We start from the raw sequence: 25,911 nt of genomic DNA on the forward strand, positions 1-25,911 counted from the left end.
TTTCTGGTCCCTACCCCCTCTTTTTCCTTCAACCCAGCCCACGTTATGTCCAAATTTTTTACCTACCTACGCCTGCCGCTGCTGGCACTCGCCACGAGCTTTGCGCTCACCTCGTGCTTCGACCACGATAAAAAGTGCGACCCCAAGCCCAAGCCCACCATTTGCCCCAAGCCTACGACTACTATCCCCGCGGGCGGCGCCAACTAGTCGTTGACCATAACTGCGTTAATAGAAAAAGAACGTCATGCTGAGCAAAGCGAAGCATCTCTACCGCTTCATCCAACGAGGCGGTAGAGATGCTTCGCTTTGCTCAGCATGACGTTCTTTTTTATTGACTGACGTTCTTTTCTTTTTTCCTACCCCCCTTATTTTTCTTCCACCGGGCCGGGGTTCAGCTCGCGCACGTCGGGGTGCTGGTAATTGACGAGGATGACCGAGAAGGGATGCGGCTCGCCCTCGCGCTTTTCGAGGCGCACGGCCCCGGCATCGCGGAGCTGGCTCAGGAGCTGGCGGCGCTCCCAGTCGGGCAGCTCGGGCAGCACATCGGTGAGACGCCGCAGGAAGGGGCTGGCCCATATTTCGGGCGTACCCTGCTGACTGCCAAAGCGCTGCACCTGCTCCAACAAAAACTCCAGGCAGCGCCGTTCCGCGTCGCGCGTGATGCGGCGGATGGGCGCAAACGTGGCTGGCGGCTCTTGCAGCAGCTGCTCCATGAGGTTGGGGCGGGCGGCGGGGGTAGGGCGGGGCGCGGGCACCACCGGGCTGGGCGCGACCTCGGCCGGGGTGCCGCCGGTGGTGGCCGCCGCATCCTGGGCGGCCTGCCGGGCGGCGGCCGACTGCACGCCCACCATGCCTTGCTCGCGGAGGCGGCGCAGGTCCTGGCCCAGGCGCAAGCGGGCCGTGCGGTGGTCTTCGAGGGCTTGAAGGCGCTCGGCGGGCATTAATTCGCGGGCATCGATGAAGTGCTCCTGGCCCAGCATCTGGAGCAAGTCGCCGGACACGCTTTCGCGGAAGCCCACCACTTTCACCTGCCGGGCCTGGCGGCGCAGGTGCTGGAGCACGGGAATGTAGTCGCGGTCGCCGGCCACGAGCACAAACGTGCCGATGGCGGGCCGGGTGTAGAGCACCTCCAGCGCGTCGATGCAGAGCTGCATATCGGCGGCATTCTTGTGGTCGGTGCCCAGCACGTTGCGCGTGCTCACGCCCATGAGGTAGAGCGGGCCTTGCGGGCCGGTCGGAATTTTGTCGAAGTCGGCGTAGGCGTTGAGCACCAGCGAGTCGAGCCCTTGGTCGCGCTTGAGCGAGTCGCGCAGGGCGCGCACCAGGTCGAGGGCGTAGTCGTGGGGGTCCTGGGGGTCGAGGTAGTGATTTTTGAGAAAATAATACACGTTCTCAAAATCAATAAACACCGCTGCGTAAGGCGAGGCCGGGGGCGCGGCGGCGAGGGGGGTAGGGGTCAACATGCGTACTTGATAGGAGGATGGCGGCCGGCTGACTAGCCCAGCAAGCGGCGTAGAAAAGAGCGGCTCGGGCAAAGGTCGGGCGTAATCCGGGAGCAGCTACTGCGCGGCCCACCAAAAAATTCAGACCCGCCAGCCGGCGCTGAATCGGACAAATGTGGTCGTTGGGGCTGGGGTGCTGACCTTTGCCGCTTCCTACCCCTGCCTTATGCGTACGTTGTTTTTCTGGCGAGCCGGCTGGCTGCTGCCCATTTTGGTGCTACTTGCTGCCCCGGCCCACGCCCAGCGCGAGGCCGACCAACTGCCCACCCAGGACCCGTTTGCCCGCCGCCCGGTGCTGGCGCGCGAGGTGCCGGGCGGGCGATATTTGTCGCACTCATTTGATGCTGAAAAAAATATTCTCACCATTCGAGCTACCGATGGCAGCACCCGTCAAGTGCGGCCGTGGGCGGATGGCGTGTTGAAAATCAGCTACTTTGCGCCGGGTCGGGTGCCGGTGGCCGACTCGTCGGTGAGTGTATTAGATAATATATTACCTCACGCAGACCGAGCAGCGGCAGCAGATGGGAAACACGTCATGCTGCTGGCCAACCCCTCATCAGTTACGGCGGGTACGGTTCGCTTACGCACCAACCACGGCACTGTTATTATCCAAAAAAACTCGCTGCAAGTCAGTTGGGAATATGGAGGTGATGTTCTGTACAGTGAGGCCAGCGCTGCCTTTCGCCGCCAGCCCCACACCTCCCAATTGCCCCCACGCTCGGACTCGCAGAGTCCGGGCTACAGCGCCGATGAGCTGGCCGGCACGGGCGTGCGGGTGCGCCTCGCGCCGGGCGAGCGGCTCTACGGCACGGGGGCCCGCGCCCTACCCCTCGACCGGCGCGGCTACCGCCTGGAGCTGTATAACCAGGCGCACTACGGCTACCAAAACGGGGAGCAAAACCTGAACGTAGCGCTGCCCGTGGTGCTCAGCAGCCGGGGCTACCTGCTGCTTTTCGACCACTACGCGGCCAGCTACCTCGACCTGGGCAAGAAGAACCCCGACGTGCTCGAATACGGCGCGCTGGGCCTCACCAGCCTGAGCTACTTTGTAATAACGGGCCAGAACCAGGCCGAAATCCTGGACCGCTACACGGCGCTCACGGGGCGGCAGCCCCTACCCCCCCGCTGGGCGCTGGGCCTCATTCAGAGCCGCTTTGGCTACCGCAGCCAAGCCGAGATGCTGGCCGTGGCCCGCCGGATGCGGCGGGCCGATTTTCCGCTCGATGCGCTGGTGCTGGATTTGTACTGGTTTGGCGGCACCACCCGGCAGGGCGATTTTCAGTGGGATAAAACCAATTTTCCCGACCCGGCCGGCATGATGCGCGAACTTAAAACGCAGGGCGTCAACACCATCCTCATTTCGGAGCCTTATGTGATGCGTACCTCCCTGAACGACAGCCTCGTGCGCACGCAAGGGCTGGTGGGCACCACGGCGGGGGGTAGGCCGTTCACGGTGGGCTCGTTCTGGGCGGGGCCGGCGAGTATTTTGGACGTGTTTAAGCCCCAGACCCGCACCTGGCTGTGGGCGCAGTACCGCCGCCTGCACGAGCAAGGCGCGGCCGGCTGGTGGAGCGACCTCGGCGAGCCCGAAAACCACCCGCTGGCCATGCACCACGCGCTGGGCCTCACGCCGCAAGTGCATAACGCTTACGGTATTACCTGGGCCAAAATCTTTCGGGATAATTACCAAAAAGAATACCCGAATGAGCGGCTTTTCAATCTGGCGCGCTCGGGCTGGGCCGGGATGCAGCGCAACTCGGTGTTTCCGTGGAGCGGCGACATCAGCCGCAGCTGGAGCGGCTTGCAGGCGCAGGTGCCCATCATGGTGGGCATGGGCCAAGCGGGCGTGGGCTACATGCACTCCGACGCGGGCGGCTTCGGGGCCAATGCCATTCAGGACCCCGAACTGTACACGCGCTGGCTGCAACTGGCGGCGCTCTGCCCCATCATGCGCCCGCACTCCGACCAGGTGGTGGCGCCCGAGCCCTACACCTACCCCGAACCCTACCAAAGCATCGTGCGCAAGTATGCGCATTTGCGCTATCAGCTCCTACCCTACCTCTATACCCTGGCCGCGCAGAACACGCTGACCGGCGCGCCACTGGCGCGCGCAATGGATTTTGAAGACAGTTATGAGTTAAGAATTAAGAGTGAAGACTTAGCTCAGCCGACAAAATTCTTACCTCTTACCTCTCCACTCTTAACTGAAGACGACCAATACCTGCTCGGTCCCAACCTGTTAGTGGCGCCCATCAACCAACCCGGCCAGCGGCGGCGCAACGTGGTGTTGCCCCCTACTCCCGGCGGCTGGGTTGATTTCGTCTCGGGTCAAACGCTGCCTAGCAGCCGCACGGTGGGCCTGCCCGCGCCGCTGGGCCATATTCCGCTGCTGGTCCGCGCCGGCGCTTTCGTGCCCATGACGGCCTACCAGCGCAGCACGGCCGCCTTCCGGGCCGACACGCTGCAAGTGCGCTATTTCCCCGATTCGGCCGTGCCGGCCTCTTTTTTCACCGTGTATGAAGATGATGGGCATTCAGCCCAAGCCTTAGCGCAAAAGCAATATGCTACTATTCAGCTTACTGGCAAAACAACAGCTAATCAAATCCTTATCACCACTACGGTAGCGGGCTCTTACCCCGGCGCACCAACCCAACGCCTGGTACGATTGCGTGTGGCGCGGGCTGCCGCTGCGCCCACGGCCGTGCTGCTCGGGGGCCAGCCGCTGGCTGCTTCGGCGTGGCAATTCGATGCGGCGCGGCACGAAATCAACCTGGAATTTCTGGTTGAAAAGCGGGCGGTTGTTACGCTAACCGGCTTGCGCCTGCTCACTACCCCCGCCGCCCAAACCGACCCCGAAACGCTGACGCTCACTGCGCCCGACAGCCGCACCTTTTCCGGCTCGGTGGGGCTGCGCTATGAGCGCTACGTGGTGGCCGCAGCCCCTACCCCCCTGCTTATTCGCAACGTGCGGGGGCAGGTGGTGCGCGAGCTGCCTACGGTAGCCGAAGTGGGCGCGCATGCAGTGCATTGGGATGGGCTGGATGCTGCCGGCCGGCCTGTTGCGCCCAGCTTATACGAGGTAGAACTGGGCGGGCAGCACCAGCGACTGGTGCGACTGCCGCAGTAGTTTTTTCACCGCGGAAGACGCGGAGGGCTTCGCGGAAGAGCGCGGAGGTCGTTACTTCCGCGCTCTTCCGCGAAGCCCTCCGCGTCTTCCGCGGTGAAAACAAAAAAGGGCCTTCCAGCGGTGATGGAAGGCCCTTTTTCGCAGGAAGTAATTCTCTATGAATTCGTAGCCGGCTTCAATAACAACGCCGCCAGCGCCACGTTCTGGTTCAAAAACTTCGAGGTATAACCAGCGTTCGACTTGCTCAAAAACAGGCAGCTACCGCCTTGCACGGCATCAATAATCTGCGAATACTGGGCGAGCGGCAGGGCGGGGCAGCCGAGGCTGCGGCCCAGGCGGCCGTTTTGTTTGATGAATTCTTCGCTCACGTAATCAGCGCCGTGCATCACGATGGAGCGAGCGAAGGCGTTGGTATTGAAGCCTTCATCCATTCCTTGCAAGCGCAGCGAGTGACCATGCTTGCCCTCATATTCCTGGCCCGTCACGTAAAAACCCAGGCTGCTCATGTTGCTCTGGTCGGTGTTGGAAAACTGGTCGGCCCCGTTTTCACCCGAGTTGTGGCCGTGAGCTACCAAGGTGTGAAACAGAATCTTATTGCTGTTCAGGTCGAGCACCCAGAGGCGTTTTTCGGTCGAAGGCAGGTCGAAATCCACTACCGTCAGGTGCTGCTGGCTGGCGGCCAAGTGGCCGGTTTCGCGCAGGTTGAGGTAGCCGGTCATGGCCTTTTGAAACACCTCGAAGCGCAAGCCTTGCTGGGCGGCCCCGAGGCGGCTGTACGTTTCACGCAGGGTAGCGTCGAAGCGAGCCAGGGGGGTAGCGGCCACGACAACCCTGGCAGTAGCCGTAATCTTGGCTGGCACGTGCGCCGATGATTTCATTAGCGGGCCAGCCAGCGGCGTAGCCAGAAACAGCGACGCCACGAAGGGCAATACCCGCCGAACCAAGCGCCGCGAGCGGCGACGGCTATCGCGCTGACGCTGCACGACACTGCAATGATGATGCTTCATAACACTTGCGGCTAATTGAAGGGGGGTAGGCGCTCGCCGGGGCGGGCTGCTTAACTTAGTGGTTATTATACGCGGTACACCACGCCAAGGTAGGGTGAAATGGTTTACGAACCAAAAAAATTCCTCACCTAGCGCCAGCCGCGCCGCAGGAAGCGCCGCCCGGCGGCCGGCCCATCGAGCCAGCGCGAGGCCAGGCCCGGCCCGCTCACCAGCAGCATACTACCCGTGCGCAGCGTGCTGATAATGGCTTTATACTGGGCGGGCGGCAGGGCCGGGCAACCCTGACTGTAACCCAGGTGGCCGTGCTGGCGCACGTAGGCGGGGCTGGCGTAGTCGGCGGCGTGCAGCACGATGTAGCGGTCAAACACGTTGGTATTCTCACCCTTATCGTAGCCCTGGAGGCGGCGCGAGTAGCCGTGGATACCGTCGTAAGTGCCCGAAGTGCGATAAAAACCCAGCGAGGTGCATTTCGAGCTTTCGACATTGGAGAAGCGCCGCGCGCGCAGGTGGCCCGAGCCCTGGCCGTGGGCTACCAGGCTGCGGTGCAGCACTTTGGCATTCTGCAAGTCAATTACCCAGAGGCGCTCGGCGGTGTTAGGCAGGTCCATGTCGGCCACGGCCAGCACGCCGGCCCGCTCAATGCGGCCGGTGGGGTGCAGCGTGAGGTAGCCCACGCAGGCCTGCGCCAGCACGGCCGGCCGCAGCCCCACCGTGTCGGCCCCGAGGCGGGCGTAGAGCTGGCCGATGGCCCGCCGCAGTGTATCGGGCACGCCGGCCACGGGCGGCACGGGCGTGAGGCGCAGTGAGTCGGGCAGCGGGGCGGGGGTAGGGAATTGGGCGGCGGCCGGGCGGGCGGCAGCTGGCCGCGCCGGGTGCTGGCAGGCGGCCAGTATTATCCCTACCCCTACAAGCCAACTTAGGCGGCCACCCATCAGCCCCCGAAATACTACAGCCCACCTCATACCCAAAAGTAGGCGCGAAAAGGCCACCCCAGCGCTTTTTTCTGCAAAAAAAAGACGCTGGAGTGGCCTGATTCCGGCGGCCCTACCCCCTACTCGGCCACGAAGACGAGCGCGGCGGTGAGGCTGAGGCGGGTGGCGTCGGGGTCGGCCAGCTGGTTGATGTCGAGGTCATTGGCGAGGCGGTTGATGCCTTTGACCAGCGTCACGGTTACCTCGCCACTGGCGTCGGTGCGGGGGCCTTCCTCGTTGCTGTTGTTTTCGACCATCGCGTTGGCCACGGGCTGGCCATCGAGCAGCAGGCGCACTTTAAAGGACTGGCCGGCCTGGAGCGCGCCGGTGAAGGCTTCGGGCACAAACTCGAAGCGCTGGCCCACGGGCTTGAACATCCAGGGCTGCCAGCTGAGCACGGTTTTGGAGAACTTGAGCGGGTGCGACCCTACCCCCCCCGCGCCGGCCGGCTCGGTGGTCAGGCGCACGTTGCGGCTTTCCTGGTCCTGGGGCGTTTTGGTCCAGTAGCCGTTGTCAAAATCGAGCACAAACATGGCCGGCTTGCCAGTGGGCTTGATGCTCAGGCCCTTCGCCGTTGGCTGGCGAGTATAGGCCAGGAAATGCTGCTGCGCATCGAGCACTTGCAGGGTCGTGACCTTGGCGGCGGGGTAGGCTTCGGGTATTTTGTGGCCGTAAAAAACCTGGTACACGGGGCCGCCAAACGGGTCCACCCAGGCATCGTGGGCCAGCAGGGGTAGGGCGAGCAGGGCGGTGGCGGCCGCCAGCAAAGCCGGTTTGCGGAAAGAGTTTTTCATGCGGAGTAACAGATTAAGCAGAAGATAATCAAGCAAGTAGTAGTTTCAAAAACTCAGAAAGGGATTTTCACGCCGGCCGTGAAGGTGGCTTTGGCCTGGGGCGCGGTCAGCAGCACGCCGCCCGAGACGAAACTCATCTCGTCGAGGCCGTGGCTGCCGTCGGGGTAGATGGTGGTTTCGGCGAAGAAGCGGAAATTGGGCCAGGCCGGGCGGATGTAAATGGCTTTGGCCGAGAGCCGCTGGAAGGTCGGGCTTTGTACGGAGCCGTCGCTGACCAGGTATTTGCGCCCGATAAACTGGTCATAGACCGAAAGCGTCACCTGATTGGCGGCTTGGTTGGCCGCCCCGAAGGTGTAGTCGAAGCCCAGCGTGGCCAGGTCGCGAGGCACGGTCGTCACGTACATGGGCTGGGCGTCGCCGTTGCGCAGCTCGGCCAGCACGTGGGTGTAGTTGCCAAACACGGCCAGGCCGCCAACATTGTCGCCGAAGCGATAGCGGGCCTCCACTTCCACGCCCTGGCGCAGGGTGCGGCCGTAGTTGAGGAGCGCCCCCGACACGGGGTCGTTCTGCACCTCGCCGGTCTGGGTAGAGCGGTACACCGAGGCCAGCATGTGCGTGCGGCCCGTGGCGTCATCCACGGCGATACCCGCCTCGTAGCTCGTCAGTTTTGATACGCCCAGACCCGGATTATCAATAATTTCTTCGTAGCCACTGGGGCCTTTGAAGCCCTGCGCGTAGTTGGCAAACACCCCTACCCCCGGTGTTATGGCGTAGGCCAGGCCCACCTTGGGGCTGAACGCGGCGGGGTGCACCTGGATGTTTTTGTTGGGGTAGTCGGTGTCGAGGGCCAGGCTGTTGATGTCGTAAAACAGCAGGTCGTAGCGCGCCCCGGCCGTCAGCTTCAACTGCTCGGTCAGCTTGAGCTGGAGCTGGGCGTAGGCAGCGGGCGTGTAGGTATGCACCCGGCGGCCCTGCACCTGGGTTATCTCCCGGCGGGCCACCGTCACGAAGCGGGTGGTATTAATGTTATCGCCCCGAAAATAAATGCCGCCCGCGTACTCGGCCGGCAGGCCAAACAGCGTGCTCTGCACGGTGCGGCGCAGGTCGAAGCCCGCCCAGGTGCGGTCGCCTTCCTCGCGGCGCTGCGGGCCGTTGGGCGCGCCAAACTTGGCGGGCTGGTTCACGCGGATGCGCACGAAATCGTGGTGCTGCACGTAGGCCGTGGCCTGCCAGTAGGCCGCGTCGTTGGCCCCGCGGTAGTTGAAAACCAGGTTTTGCTGGTTGGTATTGCCGCCGTCGGTGGGGTCCAGGGCGGCGCGGCGGCTCAGCAGGCCGGCATCCACGGCGGCGCGGTTGAGGTAGTTGGCCGAGCCAAAGGCATTGCTGAACACCTGCGCCCGCACCGAAGCCGTGCCCGCCAGCAGCGGAAACGAGTATTTGGCCAGCCCGTTCAGGCGCTGGTAGCGGTTGTTGTCGCGGTAGGCATCGGAGTAGTTTTCCTCCAATGCCACGTAGCCGCCGGCCTTGCGAAAGTCGCGGCTGCCGAAGCCCGCGATGGCCACGCCGCGTATCGTACCGTAGGTGCCCGCCGAAAACGTGACGCTCGACGCCAGCCGGTCTTCGGTATCGAAGCGGATGGAGCCGCCCAGCGCGTGGTCGCCGTAAAACGGGCTGTTCGGCCCGCGCACCACCTCAATGCGCCGCAGCGTTTCCGGAATGAGCGGATTGAGGTCGGTATAGCCGTTGGTTTGAATATCGGAGCCCTGGTTCTGCGGCACGCCATCGATGCTGAAGGCGATGTCGCGGGCGTGCTCGGTGCCCACGTAGCCGCGCATCTGAATGCCGTAGCCCACCCCGCCCAGCTGGTAGTTGGTCACGTTGAGGCCGGCCAGCGGGCGCAGCAAATCGCCGTAAGACGTAACCGCCTGCTTGGCCACGTAGTCGCGCCCCACCAGTGTCACGGAGGCCGGGCTGGCCGTGGCCTCGCCCGAAAGCGCGGTTTTGCTCGTGGGGGTCAGGGTGCCGCGCACCTCCACGCTGCCGAGGCGCTTGGCTGTGGTGGTGTCGGCGGGCGGGGTGCTCGACTGGGCCACGCCCAAGCCGGGCAGCAGCACGCTCATGGCGGCGGCTGCCCACTTTAGGTAAGTGTTCATTAAGCTGATTGTCAGACGACAATTAACTTAAAACGACATCGCTACCCGGCACTGCGCCTGGTAGCGCGACTGGTCGGCACGCTGCCGGGCGCGCTTATCGACCGGGGCGAGGGGGGTAGGGCGAGCGGCTTTAGCGGCCAGAACTGGCAAGCTGACAGCGGAAGAAGCCAGTTGGGGCAGACACACGGCTACGGGTGCCGCAGGCACGCCCGCGGTCTTAGAAGACAAGAGAAACATAAAAAGTCGGGGGTAGCAGCGGCCGCCCGGCGCACGCCGGGGCCGCGGGTTGCTGAATAAGACACGGCCGGCCCGCGCAACGCGGGCCGGCTACCGGCCGCCGGGCGGGCGGCCAGCGAGTGGCTTATCCCCGACGGGGAGGGGCTTCAATGCGGCCACGCACGCCAAGCGGCACGGCGGCCATAGCCGCGGCCAGGGGCCGGGCAGCGCGCCACCCCACGGGGAGGGCCGCCACTGCTGCCACCAAGGGTAGGCAGTGCAGGTCGAGGCCCTTGAGGGTGGTGAGCAGCTGCTGCAACGGCAGGGGCTTGTGGCCCTTGTGCACGTGGTATTGCACGCCGTTGCAGTCATCGAAGCAGACGCCGCCGCGCCAGGCGTTTTTCAGCTGGCAGTCGGGGCTGTGCACGTAGTCGAAAGGCCGCGCCGCCGCGATGCCGGCCTGCGGGGCCACGCTTGCGCACACTACCAGCAGGTAGTTGAGCAGCAAGAGCAACACGAGTAGCGAACGGGGCATAAGCGGACGAAGGTAGGGAAAGCTACGCAACTAAGCAGCAAGCGGTTTGCCGGAGCCACCGCTCAGGCCAGCTTAGAAAAAAATACTGGCATTGGCCCGCAGATTAAATGGGGTGCCCGGCGTGAAAGTCCGCTCGGTAACGGGGGCAGGCTCGCCGCGCAACTGGGTTTCGGTGGCGTATTGAGCCTCGTTCCAGGCCACGTTCAGCAGGTTTTGCACCGTGAAGCCGAACTGGTAGCGCGGCCGGGTATAAGCCAGCACGGCATCGACTACAAAATAAGGCAGGGCCCGCACGGAGTTGTCTTCATTGGCCGGGCGGCCACCGAGGTAGCGGTAGCGCAGGCTGGCACTCAGGCCACTGGGCTGCTTATAAGTGATGCCCGCGATGCTGGTAAGGATGGGGCCGAGCGGCACGAAGTTTTCGCCCTCCGGTGCGTCGAGCAAGCGCGCGTGGCTGTAATTGCCGTCAAAATCGAGAAAAAAGCGGCTCGTGAGCTGATAGCGGGCCGACAGGTCGAAGCCGAAGCGCTGGGTCGGGCCCACGCTGGTGGTAGTGCCCTCGTCGCCGTTATACACCAGTTCATCCTGAAGGCGCAGGTACCAAAAGGCCGTATTCACGACTAAGTCCGGCAGCGGCTTGAACGTGCTGCCTGCCTCCGCTCCCGTGGCGCGGGGCAGCGCCTGCACGGGGTTAGTACCCCGAACAACTGCCCGCGCATCATTGGAGTGGAAGCCCATGCCAGAGCGCAGAAATAGCTGCACGTTCGGCGACGCCTGATAGTAAAAGTTGAGCTTGGGCGAAATGCGGCCGGCCGTCACGCGCCCCCGCAGCGGCCCGAAGGCACCAGCAGAGTCCGCTATCTGCCCCCGAAAATCGAACACGAACAAGTCGGCCCGCACGGCAGCATTCACGCTCAGCCGCTCGGTCAGCTCCAATGTCTCATCGAGGTAGGCGTTCAGGTTTTGCTCGTGCAGGCGGCCCACGTCAACCGTATCGGTGATAACCCGCTTGGTGGCGTGGCGCAGGGCCAGGTTGGAATCATCAATGCGGGTGCCCACGCCCAAAGTGCTGTGCAGGTTGCGCACGCCCAAGCGGTTATCGCGCTCGTAGGTGCCGGTGTAGCCGTAAAGGTTGCGGCCGGTATCGGTCTGGTTTATCTCATCGCCGTTCACCGGATTTACCTTGAAGAACGTAAAATCAGAAAACAGGCTAAAGTTGTAGCGCGTGTAGTACGCCTGTTGGCGCAGCACCGCGTCGTGGCCTAGCCCAGTCGTGAGAATGGCGTAGGCATTAGCGCGGTTGGTCCTACCCCCCTCGCTGGGGTCAATGCTGCCGAAGCGCGTGATTTGGCCATCTTCCACGGCGCGCGTCGGAATTTCGCCGCTGGCATTCCAGTTAGACGTAAAATAGGAGCCAAACAGCGTGAGCGAGGTTTTATCAGTGAGCTGGCCGGTGTATTTGCCCATGCCATTAAATCGCTTAAAGCGCTGATTATTAACAAACGGCGAGGCGCTGTAATAATACTCACTGGCCACGTAGGCGCTTTCCGGCTTTTTAGAAAACAGGTGGTGGGTACCCAGCAAATCAAGCATCACCAAGGCGCGGTAGGTGTTGTACTGGCCCGCTTCCACCTTCACCTGGTTATGGTCAAGGCTGGTTTTGGTCAGAAACTCGCCTGCGCCGGCCGTGGCCAGGTCGCCGAAGCGCGCCGTGTAGGGCCCTTTATACACCTTGAGCTGCTCCACCGTTTCGGGTATCACGAAGTGAAAATCGGCGTAGCCCTGGCCGTGGGCCTGGCTCACCATGTTCACCGGCAGGCCATCCACACTCACGGCAAAGTCGGTGCCGTGGTCGGCATCGAAACCCCGCAGGAAGATTTGCTCGGCCTTACCGCCCCCGGCGTGCTGCGCAATGAACAGGCCCGGCACCAGCCGCAGCAGGTCCTGCGCCGAGTTAATGGGCCGCAACGTCTGGTCGATGTGGGTAATAGCCGCCAGGTTCTGGTTGAGGTCGCGGGGCTGGTTCACGGTCACTTCAGCCAGGTTGAGGCTGCTGGGAGCCAGCACGATGGTGCGGCCGCGGCTTTCGCCGGCCAGCAGCGTCAGCGGCTGGTTAATCGGCCGGTAGCCCATCGCCGCCACGCGCAGCACCACCGCGCCGGGCCGCAGGTTTTTAAGTTGAAATTGCCCTAGCGCATCGGTAGCCGTGCCCGCCGGCTGGCCCACCAGCCCCACGCTCACCCCCGGCAGCGGCTGCCCCGAAAGCGAGTCCACGACCGTGCCGCGCAAAGCGGCCGCGCCCTGCGCCCGCGCGCTGCCAGCCGCCAACAGCAGCACCAGCAGTAGTCCCCAAGACTGCTGCTTAACCTTCACCCACAAGTAATTAATTGACATACAACTACCTAAAACCCCAGGCCGGGCGTAGCAGCGCAGCCACCGGCGCGGGTGTGAACTCACCAGCCCCCGCGCCGGCCAGCCGGCCGCACGAGGGCACCCAGCGGCCGGGCGGCCACCGGGAGCGGGTAGTTTCAGCCGCGTTGGGGCGGGGGGTAGTCGCGGCCATTGGTACCAGCGAGCAGCCGCGCCGGGACTAGTTCCGGGCGCGCAGCCGCTTGCCAACCAGCCGCTAACGTCGCTTGCACGGCCAGGGGGGGGGTAGGGAAATGCACGTCCAGCCCCTTGAGCTGGGCCAGGTAGTGCAGGCCGGTGCCGGTGGGCAGCTTGTGGTGCAGTTCGTGCTGGTCGCCGTTGCAACGCTCAAAGCAATCGAGGCGCAGGTAATTGCGCTGTTGGCATTCCTTGCTATGCACGTAAGGGTGCGCAGCGGTAAAAAGCGGCTCCGGCGGCCGGCTCACGAGCAGCCCTACCCCCACCACCAGCAGGTAGTTGAGCAGCAAAAGCCAAGTGAGCAGCGTGCGGAGCATTATGTTTTTAAAATTTTATGTAAAAGTAGTTTGTCATTGCGAGCAAAGCGAAGCAATCTTTCCTTCCGTTAGGGGTAGTAAATCCAACGATGCGAATGATAAGGAAAGATTGCTTCGCTTTGCTCGCAATGACAAAGCACTCGCAATGACAGGCGTAGTTTTCAAGCCATTAGCCGGTCCACCGTCCAGTAAGCTGCCACCAGCCCAATGACTACCGAAACCGGGATGACGACCCGCGCCCGGTACCAGGGCCGGTCGGCGGCCCAGCGGCCGATGGCGGCCCAGCAGAGCAAAATTATCGTAATCTGACCCAGCTCGACGCCCACGTTGAAAGAAATGAGCGAGCCAAAGTAGTCTTTGCGCGGCAGCCCCAGCCCGGTGAGCGCGCTGGCGAAGCCCATGCCGTGAATCAGTCCGAAGCCAAACACGATAACTAACCGCCACGGACTCAGCTTAGTAGTGACAATGTTCTCAATGGCCACGAACAGAATGGAGAGCGCGATAATGGGCTCCACCACGCTGCCCGGCGGCTTGATGATGCCGTACATAGCCAGCCCCAGCGTGATGGAGTGCGCCACCGTGAAGGCCGTGGCCTGCCACAGCACCGGCCGCAGGCGCGGCTCCAGAATGTAGAGGCTGACAATGAACAGGATATGGTCGAAACCCAGCGGAATAATGTGCGTGAAGCCCAACTGGATATAAGTCCAGAAAATCTGGGTGCGCGAGAGCTTGCTCAGGTCGGCGTCGATGACGTGGGCGGCGGCGGGTAGGGCCAGCAGTAGGAGAGCGAGGATGAACCACCACCGGTTGTCATTGCGAGCGAAGCGCAGCAATCGCCCCCGAACGATACCCGCGCCGGTCGTTCTAGTGCGATTGCCGCGCTCCACTGCGCCCCTTGCTTGATGCGCAACATGCTCACAATGACTACTTTTTTTCATACTGCTTATTGTCAGTTAGTTTCTACCGCGTAGCCAGCATTTTCCTACCCTCGGCTTCCACCTCGGGGTTGAGGTAGGGGGCCGTGTTCAGGGCTTTGGTGATGAGAGCCTGGCCCTCGGCCACCTGGCCGGTTTTGGTGAGGATGAGGCCGGCGCGGCACAGCAGCACGGGATTTTGGGAATTGGTGCGGCGGGCCACGGTCATGTACTTGGCGGCCTCCTTATAATCGCCGCGCTTGTAGTAAACCCAGGCCAGGGTTTCATTCACGTCGATGTTGTCGGGGCGGCGGGCATATTCGATTTTGGCGTGCTCCAGGGCCTTGTCCATCTCGTTGGTTTTGAGGTAGGCGTAGGCCAGCTCGCGGTCGGTGTAGTGGCCCAGCGCTTCGTTGTTGTTGGCATCTTTGGCGGCGGCGGCCAGCATCTCCACCGATTCGCGGGCCATTTTGTCGGCTTCTTCAGGCTGATTATTAAGCCGGTACACGTCCACCAGCTGGTCGGTAAAGGCGTAGTCCTTGACCGTGGCGCGGGCCAGGTTCAGGTCTTTGATGGCCGTGGGGTAGTCGTGGCGGGCGGCCGCCACCCGCGCCAGCCCGGCCAGGGCGTAGGCGTAGTTGGGGCGCATCACCAGCGCCTGCTGGTAGTAGCCTTCGGCCTTATCGAGCTGCCCGCTCACTTCGTAGAGGTGGCCCAGGGCCACGCGGCTCCACTCAGTTTGCTCCAGCCCGGAGAAACCAGCTTTCACGGCCATATCCATCGCCTGAATGGCACCGGGCACGTCGCCATAAATCTCGCGCAGGTAGCTCACGCGGGCGTAGGCCGTGAGGTCGGGGCGCACCTGATTCATCTTATCGGCCATTTTCACAGCCTGGTCGTAGTGGCCCAGCTCCACGTTGGCATCGGTGAGCAGCCCATAAACATAGCCGCTGTTGGGGTTGACTTCCTGGGCCTGCTGCGCCAGAACCAGCCCCTGCGAGAAGTGGTGCTGCGTGAGGCTCAGCGACGCTTGGCAGCACAAAGCCTCGAAGTTATCGGGGTTGGTCCTCAGCACTTCCTGCAAAAGCTGCATGGCGGCCGCGTCGTAATACGGGTGGTTGCCGGTGATGCGGCCCTCCTGCATGTAGGCCTCGGCCAGCAGCAGGCGGCTTTTCTGGTCGTTGGGATTGGCGCGGAGCTTGGCCAGCAGGCCCTGCATCGCAGCTTTGGTGTTGACCCACTCGCCGCCCAGCGCCAGGCGGCCGATGCGGTCCTTAGGCTCGGGCAGACCGGCCGGGGCTTGCTTTTTGAAAAAAAGAATAGCAGCTACGGCCAGCCCAAAGGCGACCAGCAGCAAAGGGTAGAGATTTTTGCGCACGGCGTAAGTGGAAATGAACAGGTGAAGCTACGCAGCAAAGGCGCTTGCCGGTTTTTAAGCCTAGCCGGCCGGAAGGCAGAGAAGATAAAAGAGCCGCCGCCAGCTCTCTCAGCTAACCGGCGGCTCCATTATAACTCACTCAGCCAGGGCAGTGCTAACTGCGCGATAGGCAGTGCTTAATTGCCGTTCGATGTGCAGCGATTGCAGCCGCATCTTGCCCGCGTAGCGCGCGGCAATGTACTGGCCGGGCACCACCGAAGCAGTGGGCTGCCACGGCATCTCGGTTGCGACCGCCCGCGTCAGCATGAATCTGCGCGCTCCGGCTGGTCGCCAGTCGCGGTGGCTGGCCCAGGCCAGCAGGCCGCCCACGGTAGTGGCCGCAAGCGCCACGTGGAGGACGGGACGAGTAAGCAGTTTTTTCGTGGAATAGGGAAGATAGCAATCGAGCGAGGAATATGTGGAATTACTTCGAGAAATACAAGCAGGAGTCTCGAAAAGGTATATCATTCATAAATCTTTGATAAACAATCGAATGACAGTTATTTTAGGGTTCTGGTTAAACGCACGCGCTACCCGGCCCGCCGGTCCTGATTATCTTCCATAATGTCAGATTTTTGTGCGTTGGCCAGCCTGCCACGCGGCGGCCAACGCAGCCCGCCGGCCCGTGAGGCTACTTTTGCCGGGCCTTTTGGCGCGCATACTTGTTAATTTATTTTTAGCCGCCCGCTTCCCTCCCCCATTCCTTATGGCTAAAGTTGCCATCAACCTCGCCACTGGCGCCATTCAGCAGGAAGAACTCATCGTGGGTATCGACCTGGGCACCACCAACAGCCTCGTGGCCTACGTGCATCCCGAAACCCGCCAGCCGGCCGCCATCAACGACCTGGGCCGGGGCACCATCGTGCCGTCGGTGGTGCATTTCCCAGCCGATGGCAGCTCACCGCTGGTGGGCACCGACGCCCAGGATTTCCTGCTTTCGGACCCCGCCCACACCATTTATTCAGTAAAGCGCCTGCTGGGCAAAAGCTACCGCGACCTGGGCGAGCACGCCGGCCAGCTCGGCTACAAGGTCATCGACGACGACTCCGAAGGCTTGGTGAAGGTGCGGGTGGGCGAGCGGTTTTATTCGCCCATCGAGCTGTCGGCCGACATTCTGCGCGAGCTGCGCCAGCGCGCCGAGCACGCGCTTAAAACGCCGGTGCGCCGCGCCGTGATTACGGTGCCGGCGTATTTTAACGACTCGCAGCGCCAGGCCACCCGCGACGCCGGCCGCCTGGCCGGCCTGGAGGTGCTGCGCATCGTGAACGAGCCCACCGCCGCCGCCCTGGCCTACGGCATCGGCCTCGATCCCGAAGAGGAAAAAACCGTGGCCGTGTATGACCTCGGCGGCGGCACCTTCGACGTGAGCATCCTGCGGCTGCACCAGGGCATTTTTGAGGTGCTAAGCACCCACGGCGACACCTGGCTGGGCGGCGACGACATGGACCGCGCCATTGGCGAGCACTGGGTGGCGCGGGCTTCCCTACCCCCCTCGTTTCGGTCGGTGCCGGGCCAGCGGCAACAGCTGCGCCTGGCCGCCGAAATGGCCAAGCGCTACCTCAGCCAGCACGACGATTTCACGACCCAACTGCTTGACAGCGAAGAAAATGTGTTTGCCGTGACGCTGACCAAGGCAGCATTCAACGCCCTCATCGCGCCGCTCGTGGCGCGCACCATCGACGCCTGCCGCCTCGCCCTCAGCGACGCCAAGCTGACCACCGACGGCCAGTCCGCCACCGCCAAAATCGACGCCGTGCTGCTGGTGGGCGGCTCCACGCGGGTGCCGCTGGTGCAGGAAGAAGTGTCGAAATTCTTCGGCCAGCCGGCTAATAATTCGCTTAACCCGGATGAGGTAGTGGCGCTGGGCGCGGCCATTCAGGCTGATATTCTGGCCGGCAACCGGCGCGACGTGCTGCTGCTCGACGTGACGCCGCTCACGCTGGGCATCGAAACGCTGGGCGGGCTCATGGACGCTATTATTCCGCGCAATTCCAAGATTCCGACCAAGGCCGGCCGCCAGTATACGACCAGCGTGGACGGGCAGGTAAATTTGAAAATTGGCGTCTATCAGGGTGAGCGTGACTTAGTTAGCGAAAATCGTAAGCTGGGCGAATTCGTGCTCAGCGGCATCCCAGCCATGCCCGCCGGCCTGCCCAAGATTGACGTTAATTTCTTTCTCAACGCCGATGGCATTCTGCGCGTGGAGGCCGTGGAGCTGCGCTCCAACACCCGGCAGCAAGTTGATATCAAGCCCCAATACGGCCTCACCGACGACCAGGTGGAGCAGATGCTGATGGACTCGCTCCTCAACGCCAAGCAGGACGTGGCCGCCCGCCTGCTCATCGAGGCCCGCACCGCCGCCGAGCAGCTGCTCTACCAGGTCGGGCGCTTCCTAAAGAAGAACGCCGAGCACCTGGAACCCGCCGAGGTAGCCACCACCACCGGCCACACCGACGCGCTTCGCCAGGCCCTCACCGGCAACAACCGCGACCTGATTCTCAAGCGCATGGACGAGCTGGATGAGCAGACCCGCCCCTTCGCCGAGCGCGTAATGAATATTTCCATCAAGCAGGCCATGAGCGGCAAGCAAATCGGCTAGCCTTACCCCCCTCTTTTCACGGCAAAGCCCCTGGCCGCTTCGCAGCAACCAAGGGCTTTGCCGTGTAGGGTGCGGGGCTTGCCCCCGCCCGTCGTTGCACGATTCGCAGTTGTTTCGTTCGGCGACGGGCGGGGGCAAGCCCCGCACCCTACTAAAGGTGTAGTAAGCGTTTTAGGGCTGGGTGGCGGTAGTCGTGGTAGTACTACGCTTGCGGTTAATACTACGCGTGTTGTAAGAGCCCGACACGGCCGCCTTACCCCCGTAGAGCCGGTTGATGTGTTGCGGGCCAGCATCGACATCGCGGGCCGGCACCCCGTTGGTATATAAAGGCCGGGCCGTTTCGGGCGAGGTGGGGGACGTGGCGCTGGTTGGCACGGGGTTAACCATGATGGTGCGCGGCGCGGTGCTGGGGACCGGCGACGCGGTTGGCCGGCTGCCGGCTGCCGGCGTTTGGGCACGGGCCGGGATAAAGCTGGCCAGTCCCAGCAGGGCGGCTCCAAAGAGAATCTGTATTTTCATAAGTAAGCGGCTAAGCCAGGAGTGGGTGGGTAGGCCGGGTGTAGGCCGGACCAGTAGTTATCCGCTTTTACGGATGAGGGACTAATCCGGTAAACCCTCGACCTGTAAGGAGGCAAAATAATTTCTCTGTTCGCTGGGCCGGCCGGCTATGAAGGTATTCAGTGAATTAAAAACTACACCAAAAAGCCTGGCTACTTGCTGAGTAGCCAGGCTTTTTGGTGTTAAAAACCGTCCTTACGGACGAGCCTTGGTGGTCGAAGTGCGTCGGCCGGTAGTGGTGCGCCGCGTGGTGCTGCCCGGCGTGGCAGCGCCTGGGGTAGTTGACATGGTGCCCGCATGCGTGTTGGTGGGCAGCGGGCTGCTATACAGCGTGCCACCCGTTGGGCTGGTAGTCGTAGTGCCCAGGGGCACCGCGGCACCGCTCGGAGCTACTCCCCCGGAGGGCAACACGCCCGTAGTGGCCCCCGGCACGCCCGGCGCGACGGTCCCGGTGCCGATGGGCGCGGCCACGCCGCCGGGCGTGGCAGGCATGGGCGTGGCGCTGGGCACTGCCACCTGGGCATTGGCCGAAAAGCTGTAAGCCAGGCCCAGCAGGGCGGCTCCCAAGAAATTGCGGGTTTTCATACAGAGTATAAGCTGGTTGAACATTGACCGCCCGACTGGGGGTAGGACGGTTGCGAGCGCCGTTATACGGAATGAGGCTCGGCGCGAACGTGAATTTTCAGTAAAGGCCCCGCGTTGGGCAAGTGCGAACTCGTCTTTCGGGGCCGGTATATTTTTTGTTATCAGGCAGTTGGCGCAAACGATTACAATCGCAAAGAATACTCATCCTCAGCTTGTTGAACTTCTCCGGGAGCCTGGCGCGCGCCGCGCGCGGGCGAGTGGTAATTTTGCGGCTTCCTTTCCGATTCTATGCGCGTACTGCACACCGCCGACTGGCACCTGGGCCAGCATTTTCTCACCGGCCACGAACGCCTGACCGAGCAGCGCGCCTTTCTCGACTGGCTGCTGACTACGGTGCAGGCCGAGGGGGTAGGGGCGCTGGTGCTGGCCGGCGACGTGTTCGACACTACTACCCCCTCGCATGCGGCCCAAGAGCTATACTACGATTTTTTAGTGCGGATGCAGGGCACCGGCTGCCGCGACATCGTGGTGGTGGGCGGCAACCACGACTCCCCCACCCTGCTCAACGCCAGCCGACGGCTGCTGCGGGCGCTGCGCATCCACGTGATTGGGGGCGTGCCCGCCGACCCGGCCGAGCAGATTATCACGCTGGCCGGCCCCGATGGCCGCGCCGGGCTGGTGGTGTGCGCCGTGCCCTTTTTGCGCGACCGCGACCTGCGCCTGGCCGTGGCCGGCGAAACGCCCGACGAGCGCCAACTGCGCGTGCGCGACAGCATCGCGGGCCACTATAAGCTACTGAGCGAGCACGACTTAGTGCGCGGCCTGCGCGAGCAGGACGTGCCGGTGCTGGCCACCGGCCACCTCTATGCGGCCGGCGGCGAGGCCCGCGAGGGGGCCGAGCGCGACGTGCACATCGGTGGACTGGGCGTGATAGCCGCCGAGCACTTCCCGGCCGCCTTCGACTACGTGGCGCTGGGCCATTTGCACCGGCCGCAAGTCGTGGGCGGGCAGGCGCGCATCCGCTACTCGGGCTCGCCGGTGCCGCTCTCCTTCACCGAGGCCGACGACAAGCAGCAGGTGCTGCTGCTGGACTTCGCGGGCGCGGGGCCGCCCGTTATCACGGCGCTGGCCGTGCCGGTGGCGCGCCGCTTGCAGCGCTTTCATGGCGAGCTGGAGGAGGTGGAAGCCGCAATTTTAGCTTTTGATAACGAAGCCTTTAGCCTGGTGGCCTGGGCCGACGTGCTGGTGCGCTCCGACGAGTCGCCCGCCGAGGTGCAGCGCCGCGTGCAGGCCGTGCTGAAGGAGCGCAGCGCCCACGTGCTGGCCCCGCGCGGCGCGCGCCACCAGCGCCTCACTGACGCGCCCGGCCTGGCGGCCGAGGCTGCCGCGCCCATCGAGCACCTGCACGAATTGACGGTGGAGGAGGTTTTTGGCCGCCGCGTGGCGGGCCTACCCCCCGAGCGGGCGGCGGCCCTCACGGCCACCTTCCAAGAGCTGCGCCAGCTGCTGGCCGAGGCCGACCCGCAGGCCTGGGGTGGCGACGCAGCATAAGTAGCTGTTCGGGAATTTATAAGAACGTCATTCCGAGCTTGCCGACGAATCTCGCTCGCATAGTGGAACGAAGCCCGAACGGCCACGAGCGGGATTTCTCGGCAGGCCCGCAGTGACGCGCTTTTTCGCAACGCCCTGCGTGAGGACTGCAAATGCGGGGTTTTGGGTCACCAGACAGCTTATGCCAGATAATATTCTATTTTAGGACTTACGCAAATCGTCTGTCATTGCGAGCAAAGCGCGGCAATCGCACCAGAACGACACCCGCGCCAGTCGTTCTGGTGCTATTGCCGCGCTTCGCTCGCAATGACAGACGTATTTTGCATAAGTCCTATATTTTTTATATATTCATCAGGAAATTAGTTGCGAAAATTGGGCGGAAGCAGAGTCCCACTTCGGGATGGGTATATCTTACCGAAGTTTTGTATTCTCCATTCATTTATAACGCTCAATCATTATTTTAACATGAAAAAATTGGCACTTTCCGTGGCCCTGGCGATTGGCCTGAGTGCGGTGCATCCGGCGCAGGCACAGGTGGGGCCACTGGTCAATTTACTTGGGGCGGGCCTGGGGCTGGGAACCCGCCTGGCGCTGCAACCCAAGCTAACGCCGGAGCAAAAAGCGGCTCAGCAAGCTGCCGCCGACAAAGAGGTTGCCGATAGCAAAGCAACCGAGCGCGTTGGCACGGCGGAACCCGCCGAGCTGGTGATGCATCGCACTCTGGCCGACAAGCTACCCAAGCAGGCTGCCGCCCAAATCACCGACCTCGAAACGCAGCTCGAACAATGCCACGCCGCCATGCTGGCCAGCCCCGCGGGCACCGTGTGCACGGCCGGGCAGCGGGCCGCCATCCAGACTGCGGTCATAAGCGTGGCCCGCGCCAAACCGGGCTTCAACCTATCGCCTTACCAGCAGGAAATGGCCTATTACCTGGCCGAAGACGCGCGCCGCCAGCAGGCTACTACCCCCACTGCGCCCGCCAACTAGCGCGCCCGGCCTCCGCCCTACCCCCGCCCGCCTCCGCCAACTGCGCGGGGGCGAGCGTACTTTTAGGTACCGGCTTTGGCCGGGGAATTCACTAAAACGAAAGCTACAGGCTACCCGCTAAAAGCTAACAGCTAGGAAATGAAGATTATCAGCCTGCGCTTTGCCAACCTCAACTCGCTGCCGGGTCCTTACCTGATTCGCTTCGACGCGGCGCCGCTGGCCGACACGGGCTTGTTTGCCATTACGGGGCCGACGGGCGCGGGCAAAAGCACGCTGCTCGATGCCATCGCGGTGGGCCTGTATGGCCGGGTGCCGCGCCACGACCGCCAGGTGGGCGAGATGGTGAGCCGCCACGCCGACGACGCTTTTTCGGAAGTGGAGTTTGAAGTGCATGAAACCAACCCCGACACCGGCCTGACCTGCCGGGTGCGCTACCGCTCGCGCTGGGAAATCAAGCGCAAGACGCGGGGCAAGGACAAAGGCGGCCTCAACCAGGACGCGATGACGCTGGCGCTGAGCGCTTCCGGCCAGACGTTTTTGAGTGGCAAGGTGGCGGTGCCCGACAAGGTAAGTGAGCTTTCGGGGCTCGATTTTGGGCAGTTTGAGCAGGCCGTTTTGCTGAGCCAGGGCAAATTCGCACGCTTCCTGCACGCGCCGGAGCCCGAGCGCAGCGCCCTGCTCGAAAAGATGACCAACGTGGGCATCTACTCGCGGCTGTCGGTGGCGGCGTTTGAGAAAGCTAAGGCCGAAAAGCAGGCGACCGAGCTGCTGGCCGCCCGCCTCGACGCGACCCGCCTGCTGCCTGACGAAGAGCGCGCGGCCCTCGAAACTCAGCTCGACGCCCTGCACCAGCAGGCCGAAGACCACCACCTGGAGCAGCAGGAGCTGACCGTGGGTCTGACTTGGCGCACCATCCTGGACCAGCTCGATAAGCAGCTGCGCGACACGACCCGCGAGGTGGAAAGCCTGCGGCTGGCCGAAAGTACTTTGCAGCCCGAATTCGTGCGGCTGGCCGGCCACGAGCGCGCCAATGCCCAAGAGCTTGCTACCCCCCTCGCCCTAGCCGAAGTGGCCCGGCAAACCCTGGAGCGCGGCACCGGGCAGCTAACCCGGTTAGCGGATGACCTGCCCCACCTGACGGCCGCCGCCGAGACCGCCGCCACGGCCTCAGACGCCGCCGCTGACGCCCACCTCACCGCTCAAACCAAGGAAAACGACCGGCGCCCGATTCTGGAAAGCGCCCGCGACCAGGACGCGGCCCTGGTTATCACGCGCCAGGAGCTGAGTAAAAAGCAGACGGCCCACGCCCAAAATTTCGGCGCGCACCAGCGGGCGCAGGCGGCCTGGGATGACCAGGCACGCGCGCTGCAAGGGCTGGCCGACCAGCAGACCACGCTGGATAGCTGGCTCATTGACCACAGCCACGAAATTGACCTGAAAAGCCAGCTCAACGAGCTAGGCCGAGAAATTATCGACTTGCAAGGAGCCCAGCGCGAGGTGGCGACCCGTGAGGCGCGCCGGGGAGAATTACTTAAAAATCAACGCCTTGCGGCCGCCGACTTTAGCCGCCAGCAGCAGCTCGAAACCGAGGCCAGCGCCCGCCAGCAAGCTATTAAGGACGAGGGCCAGCCCTGCCGCACCGAGCGCGACGCGCTACTGCGCGACACTACCCCCGCCAATCTGGCCCAGCGCGCCGACGACCTCACCGCCCACTTGCAAGGCCTGCAACAGCTGCTGCCCAAGGCCGAAGCGGCCCACGAGCGGCAGGCGCGGGCGGCGGACTTAGCTGCTCACATCCAGGCAGAAGCGCCGTCCCTGACCACGGCCACTACTGCCGTGGGCCACCTCGAAACCCGGCGTACCGATGGGCAGGAGCTGCTGGAAAGCTACCGGCGCGAGCTGCGCGCCCAGCAGGCCCTGGCCGACCTCAACGCCCACCGCCAGCACTTGCAAGCGGGCCAGCCGTGCCCGCTGTGCGGCGCGCTGGAACACGCATTTGCCGCCGATTTTGCCCCCGATGCCGACGCGCAGGAGCTGCGCGTGATGCGGCAGCAAAAAGCCCTGGCTAACCTCGAAGAGGAGCTGCGCGCCGCCGCCCAGGACCTCACGCGCCGCCAGACCGAGCAGCAGCAGCGCCAGCAGCAGCAGCAAGAAGCGCTTGATGCCGCCGACGCGGCCCGCCGCCAGGCCCAGGAGCTGGCCGCCGCCCTGGCCCCTACCCCCCCCGCGCCGGCCGACCCGGCCGCCGTGCGCGCGCTGCTCCTTGATGCGGCCCAGGCCCAAAATACGGCCGTAACTGACCGCCGCCGGCTCGCCGAGCTGGATGAGAAGCTGGCCGTTTTGCGCGAAAAATATTTGGCTGCTGGCAAGGAAGCTACCGATGCGCAGGGCGAAATGCGCCTGCTAACCCAGCGCCAGGACACCACCGCGCAGGAGCTGCGCCAGCTGGCCGCCGACCTGGAGCACGAGCGCGAACAGGCCGAAATCTACCAAAGCACTATTCGGGAAATCTTGCGGCCTCACCAGCTGGCGCTGCCCGCCCGGCCGCCCTACGACGGCGTGCTGGCCACGCTGGCCGAACGCGCGGCCACCTACGAAGCGCGCCGCGCGGCGCTGGCCGAAGGGCGCGATAAGCTGCTGGAAAGCCGCGTGCAGCACAAAGCCAAGGGCGAAGAATTGCAAAACCGGCAGCAACAGCTGGCGGCCGATAAAGACTTGCTCGACGCCGAGCAGTTGGCCCTGGACGAGCAGCAGGCCGCCCGCCTGGCCCACTACGCCGGCTCCGACCCCGCCGCCGAAACCGAGCAGCTGCGCCGCCTCACCCAGCAGCTGGCCGAAGCCGAGCGGCTCGCCCAGGCCCACCACGCCCAGCAGCGGCAGGCGCTGGCTATCGGGCAGAGCGCCCACGCGGCGCTGCAAGACCAGCTGACCACCGACCGCACGGCGCACGATGAGCGCCAGACCGAGCTGGCCGCCGCCCTGGCCGCCGCCGGCTTTGCCACCGCCGCCGAGGCGCGGGCGCTGCTGCTACCCCCCGCCGAGGCCGAGCGCCTGCACCAGCGCCGCCAGGAGCACCTTACGGCAACTGCGGCCGCCGACCGCCGCCTGGCCGACCTCACCGCCGAGCAGCAGCACCACGCCGAGGCCGGCCTTACCCCCCTCCGCGCGGCCGAGCTCACGGCCCAGCTCACCACGCTCTCCAATGCCGACGATATTTTGCAGCAGAAATTGGGAGCCGTCAGCAACCAGCTGGTGCAGGATGATAGTGCCCGCCAGCAGCTGGCCGAAGGCCTGCGCGAGCTGCAAGCGCGCCGGCAGGAAGAGCAGCGCTGGCAGGACCTGGCCGAGCAAATTGGCTCGGCCAAGGGCGATAAGTTTAGCCGCTTTGCGCAGGGCCTGACGCTCAGCCACCTGGCCCGCCTGGCCAACCTGCGCCTGCGCCAGCTCACCAACCGCTATTCCATTCTGAAAACCCCGAACCAGGACCTGGAGCTGCAAATAATCGACCACGACCAAGCCGACAGCAAGCGCCCAATGGCCTCGCTTTCGGGTGGCGAAAGCTTCCTGGTTAGCCTGGCGCTGGCGCTGGGCCTGAGCGAATTAGCCGGCTACAAGGCGCGCATCGAATCCTTGTTTATCGACGAGGGCTTCGGCACGCTTGACCCCGACTCGCTCAACACGGCCCTCGACGCCCTGGAACGCCTTCAGCATTCGGGCAAGATGATTGGCATCATCTCGCACGTGGCCGACCTCAAGGAGCGCATCGGCACCCAGATTCGGGTGCAGCCCGGTGCCGGCGGCAACAGCACCGTGCGCGTGGTGGACGTAGTAGGCACCGAAACCAGCTGCGAGGTGAGCCGTGAAGTGGTGAAATAGTGACTAAACGACTATGGACTGTAAGTCCATAGGTTTGAAAGCGAATGGAATTCGGCGGTTTCGGCTAAAGCCGACTGAAAGAAGCCACTGAAAGTGGGTCGCTTTAGAATAAAATTCTGCTGGCTAAACGCTGGCGTCGGTCATTGAGCAAATAGCAATAACTAACTGACAATCAAAAATTAAACAGCCTTGCCT

18 protein-coding genes are annotated in these 25,911 nt (G+C 63.6%); 5 read left to right on the forward strand and 13 right to left on the reverse strand.

Annotation, left to right across the window (positions count from 1 at the left end; genetic code table 11):
* Positions 1-365 precede the first annotated feature (365 nt).
* Entirely contained in the window at positions 366-1,463 is a 1,098-nt protein-coding gene (locus tag A0257_06405) for a hypothetical protein (GenBank protein ID AMR26777.1), read from the reverse strand.
* 205 nt (positions 1,464-1,668) lie between these two features.
* Here A0257_06405 and A0257_06410 point away from each other — a divergent pair, with 205 nt between their 5' ends.
* Positions 1,669-4,629 carry a hypothetical protein gene (locus A0257_06410; GenBank protein ID AMR26778.1) on the forward strand — a complete coding sequence of 987 codons (2,961 nt, stop codon included), beginning with the start codon at positions 1,669-1,671 and terminating at the stop codon, positions 4,627-4,629.
* A 155-nt stretch (positions 4,630-4,784) separates the two neighbouring features.
* Here the strand turns inward: A0257_06410 and A0257_06415 are convergent, their stop codons facing one another.
* From A0257_06415 to A0257_06460, 10 genes are all read right to left on the reverse strand, one after another.
* The gene (locus A0257_06415; protein ID AMR26779.1) at positions 4,785-5,636 is read right to left on the reverse strand and encodes a hypothetical protein; all 852 of its coding nucleotides are present in this window, start codon (positions 5,634-5,636) and stop codon (positions 4,785-4,787) included.
* Positions 5,637-5,764: 128 nt separating this feature from the next.
* On the reverse strand, positions 5,765-6,568 hold the full coding sequence (locus A0257_06420; protein ID AMR26780.1) for a hypothetical protein: 804 nt from the start codon (positions 6,566-6,568) through the stop codon (positions 5,765-5,767).
* A gap of 119 nt (positions 6,569-6,687) precedes the next feature.
* A complete protein-coding gene (locus tag A0257_06425; protein AMR26781.1) occupies positions 6,688-7,401 on the reverse strand; it encodes a hypothetical protein in 714 nt (237 codons plus the stop codon).
* A 53-nt stretch (positions 7,402-7,454) separates the two neighbouring features.
* Positions 7,455-9,554, reverse strand: a complete 2,100-nt coding sequence (locus tag A0257_06430) for a hypothetical protein (protein ID AMR26782.1) — start codon at positions 9,552-9,554, stop codon at positions 7,455-7,457.
* A gap of 361 nt (positions 9,555-9,915) precedes the next feature.
* A complete protein-coding gene (locus tag A0257_06435) occupies positions 9,916-10,305 on the reverse strand; it encodes a hypothetical protein (GenBank protein ID AMR26783.1) in 390 nt (129 codons plus the stop codon).
* Positions 10,306-10,377: 72 nt separating this feature from the next.
* Entirely contained in the window at positions 10,378-12,699 is a 2,322-nt protein-coding gene (locus tag A0257_06440) for a hypothetical protein (GenBank protein AMR26784.1), read from the reverse strand.
* 134 nt (positions 12,700-12,833) lie between these two features.
* The gene (locus A0257_06445; GenBank protein AMR26785.1) at positions 12,834-13,229 is read right to left on the reverse strand and encodes a hypothetical protein; all 396 of its coding nucleotides are present in this window, start codon (positions 13,227-13,229) and stop codon (positions 12,834-12,836) included.
* Positions 13,230-13,390: 161 nt separating this feature from the next.
* Positions 13,391-14,023 carry a hypothetical protein gene (locus A0257_06450; GenBank protein AMR29645.1) on the reverse strand — a complete coding sequence of 211 codons (633 nt, stop codon included), beginning with the start codon at positions 14,021-14,023 and terminating at the stop codon, positions 13,391-13,393.
* 166 nt (positions 14,024-14,189) lie between these two features.
* Positions 14,190-15,521, reverse strand: a complete 1,332-nt coding sequence (locus A0257_06455; protein AMR26786.1) for a hypothetical protein — start codon at positions 15,519-15,521, stop codon at positions 14,190-14,192.
* A gap of 135 nt (positions 15,522-15,656) precedes the next feature.
* Positions 15,657-15,911, reverse strand: a complete 255-nt coding sequence (locus A0257_06460; protein AMR26787.1) for a hypothetical protein — start codon at positions 15,909-15,911, stop codon at positions 15,657-15,659.
* Positions 15,912-16,266: 355 nt separating this feature from the next.
* Between A0257_06460 and A0257_06465 the strand changes: the two genes are divergently transcribed.
* Positions 16,267-18,159: a heat-shock protein Hsp70 gene (locus A0257_06465; GenBank protein AMR26788.1), complete on the forward strand. Its 1,893-nt coding sequence runs from the start codon at positions 16,267-16,269 to the stop codon at positions 18,157-18,159.
* A 171-nt stretch (positions 18,160-18,330) separates the two neighbouring features.
* Here A0257_06465 and A0257_06470 read toward each other — a convergent pair whose 3' ends face one another.
* Positions 18,331-18,678 carry a hypothetical protein gene (locus A0257_06470; protein AMR26789.1) on the reverse strand — a complete coding sequence of 116 codons (348 nt, stop codon included), beginning with the start codon at positions 18,676-18,678 and terminating at the stop codon, positions 18,331-18,333.
* A gap of 234 nt (positions 18,679-18,912) precedes the next feature.
* Positions 18,913-19,302 (reverse strand): hypothetical protein, encoded by a 390-nt coding sequence (locus tag A0257_06475; GenBank protein AMR26790.1) that lies wholly within the window; start codon positions 19,300-19,302, stop codon positions 18,913-18,915.
* Between the two features lie 288 nt (positions 19,303-19,590).
* On the opposite strand from A0257_06475, the gene A0257_06480 reads away from it, so the two are divergent.
* From A0257_06480 to A0257_06490, 3 genes are all read left to right on the forward strand, one after another.
* Positions 19,591-20,853 (forward strand): hypothetical protein, encoded by a 1,263-nt coding sequence (locus tag A0257_06480; protein ID AMR26791.1) that lies wholly within the window; start codon positions 19,591-19,593, stop codon positions 20,851-20,853.
* 465 nt (positions 20,854-21,318) lie between these two features.
* Positions 21,319-21,840 carry a hypothetical protein gene (locus tag A0257_06485; protein ID AMR26792.1) on the forward strand — a complete coding sequence of 174 codons (522 nt, stop codon included), beginning with the start codon at positions 21,319-21,321 and terminating at the stop codon, positions 21,838-21,840.
* A 138-nt stretch (positions 21,841-21,978) separates the two neighbouring features.
* Positions 21,979-25,716: a hypothetical protein gene (locus tag A0257_06490; protein AMR26793.1), complete on the forward strand. Its 3,738-nt coding sequence runs from the start codon at positions 21,979-21,981 to the stop codon at positions 25,714-25,716.
* Positions 25,717-25,911: the final 195 nt, after the last annotated feature.

The sequence above is a fragment of the Hymenobacter psoromatis genome (genome assembly GCA_001596155.1).
In the GTDB taxonomy this organism is placed as follows: domain Bacteria; phylum Bacteroidota; class Bacteroidia; order Cytophagales; family Hymenobacteraceae; genus Hymenobacter.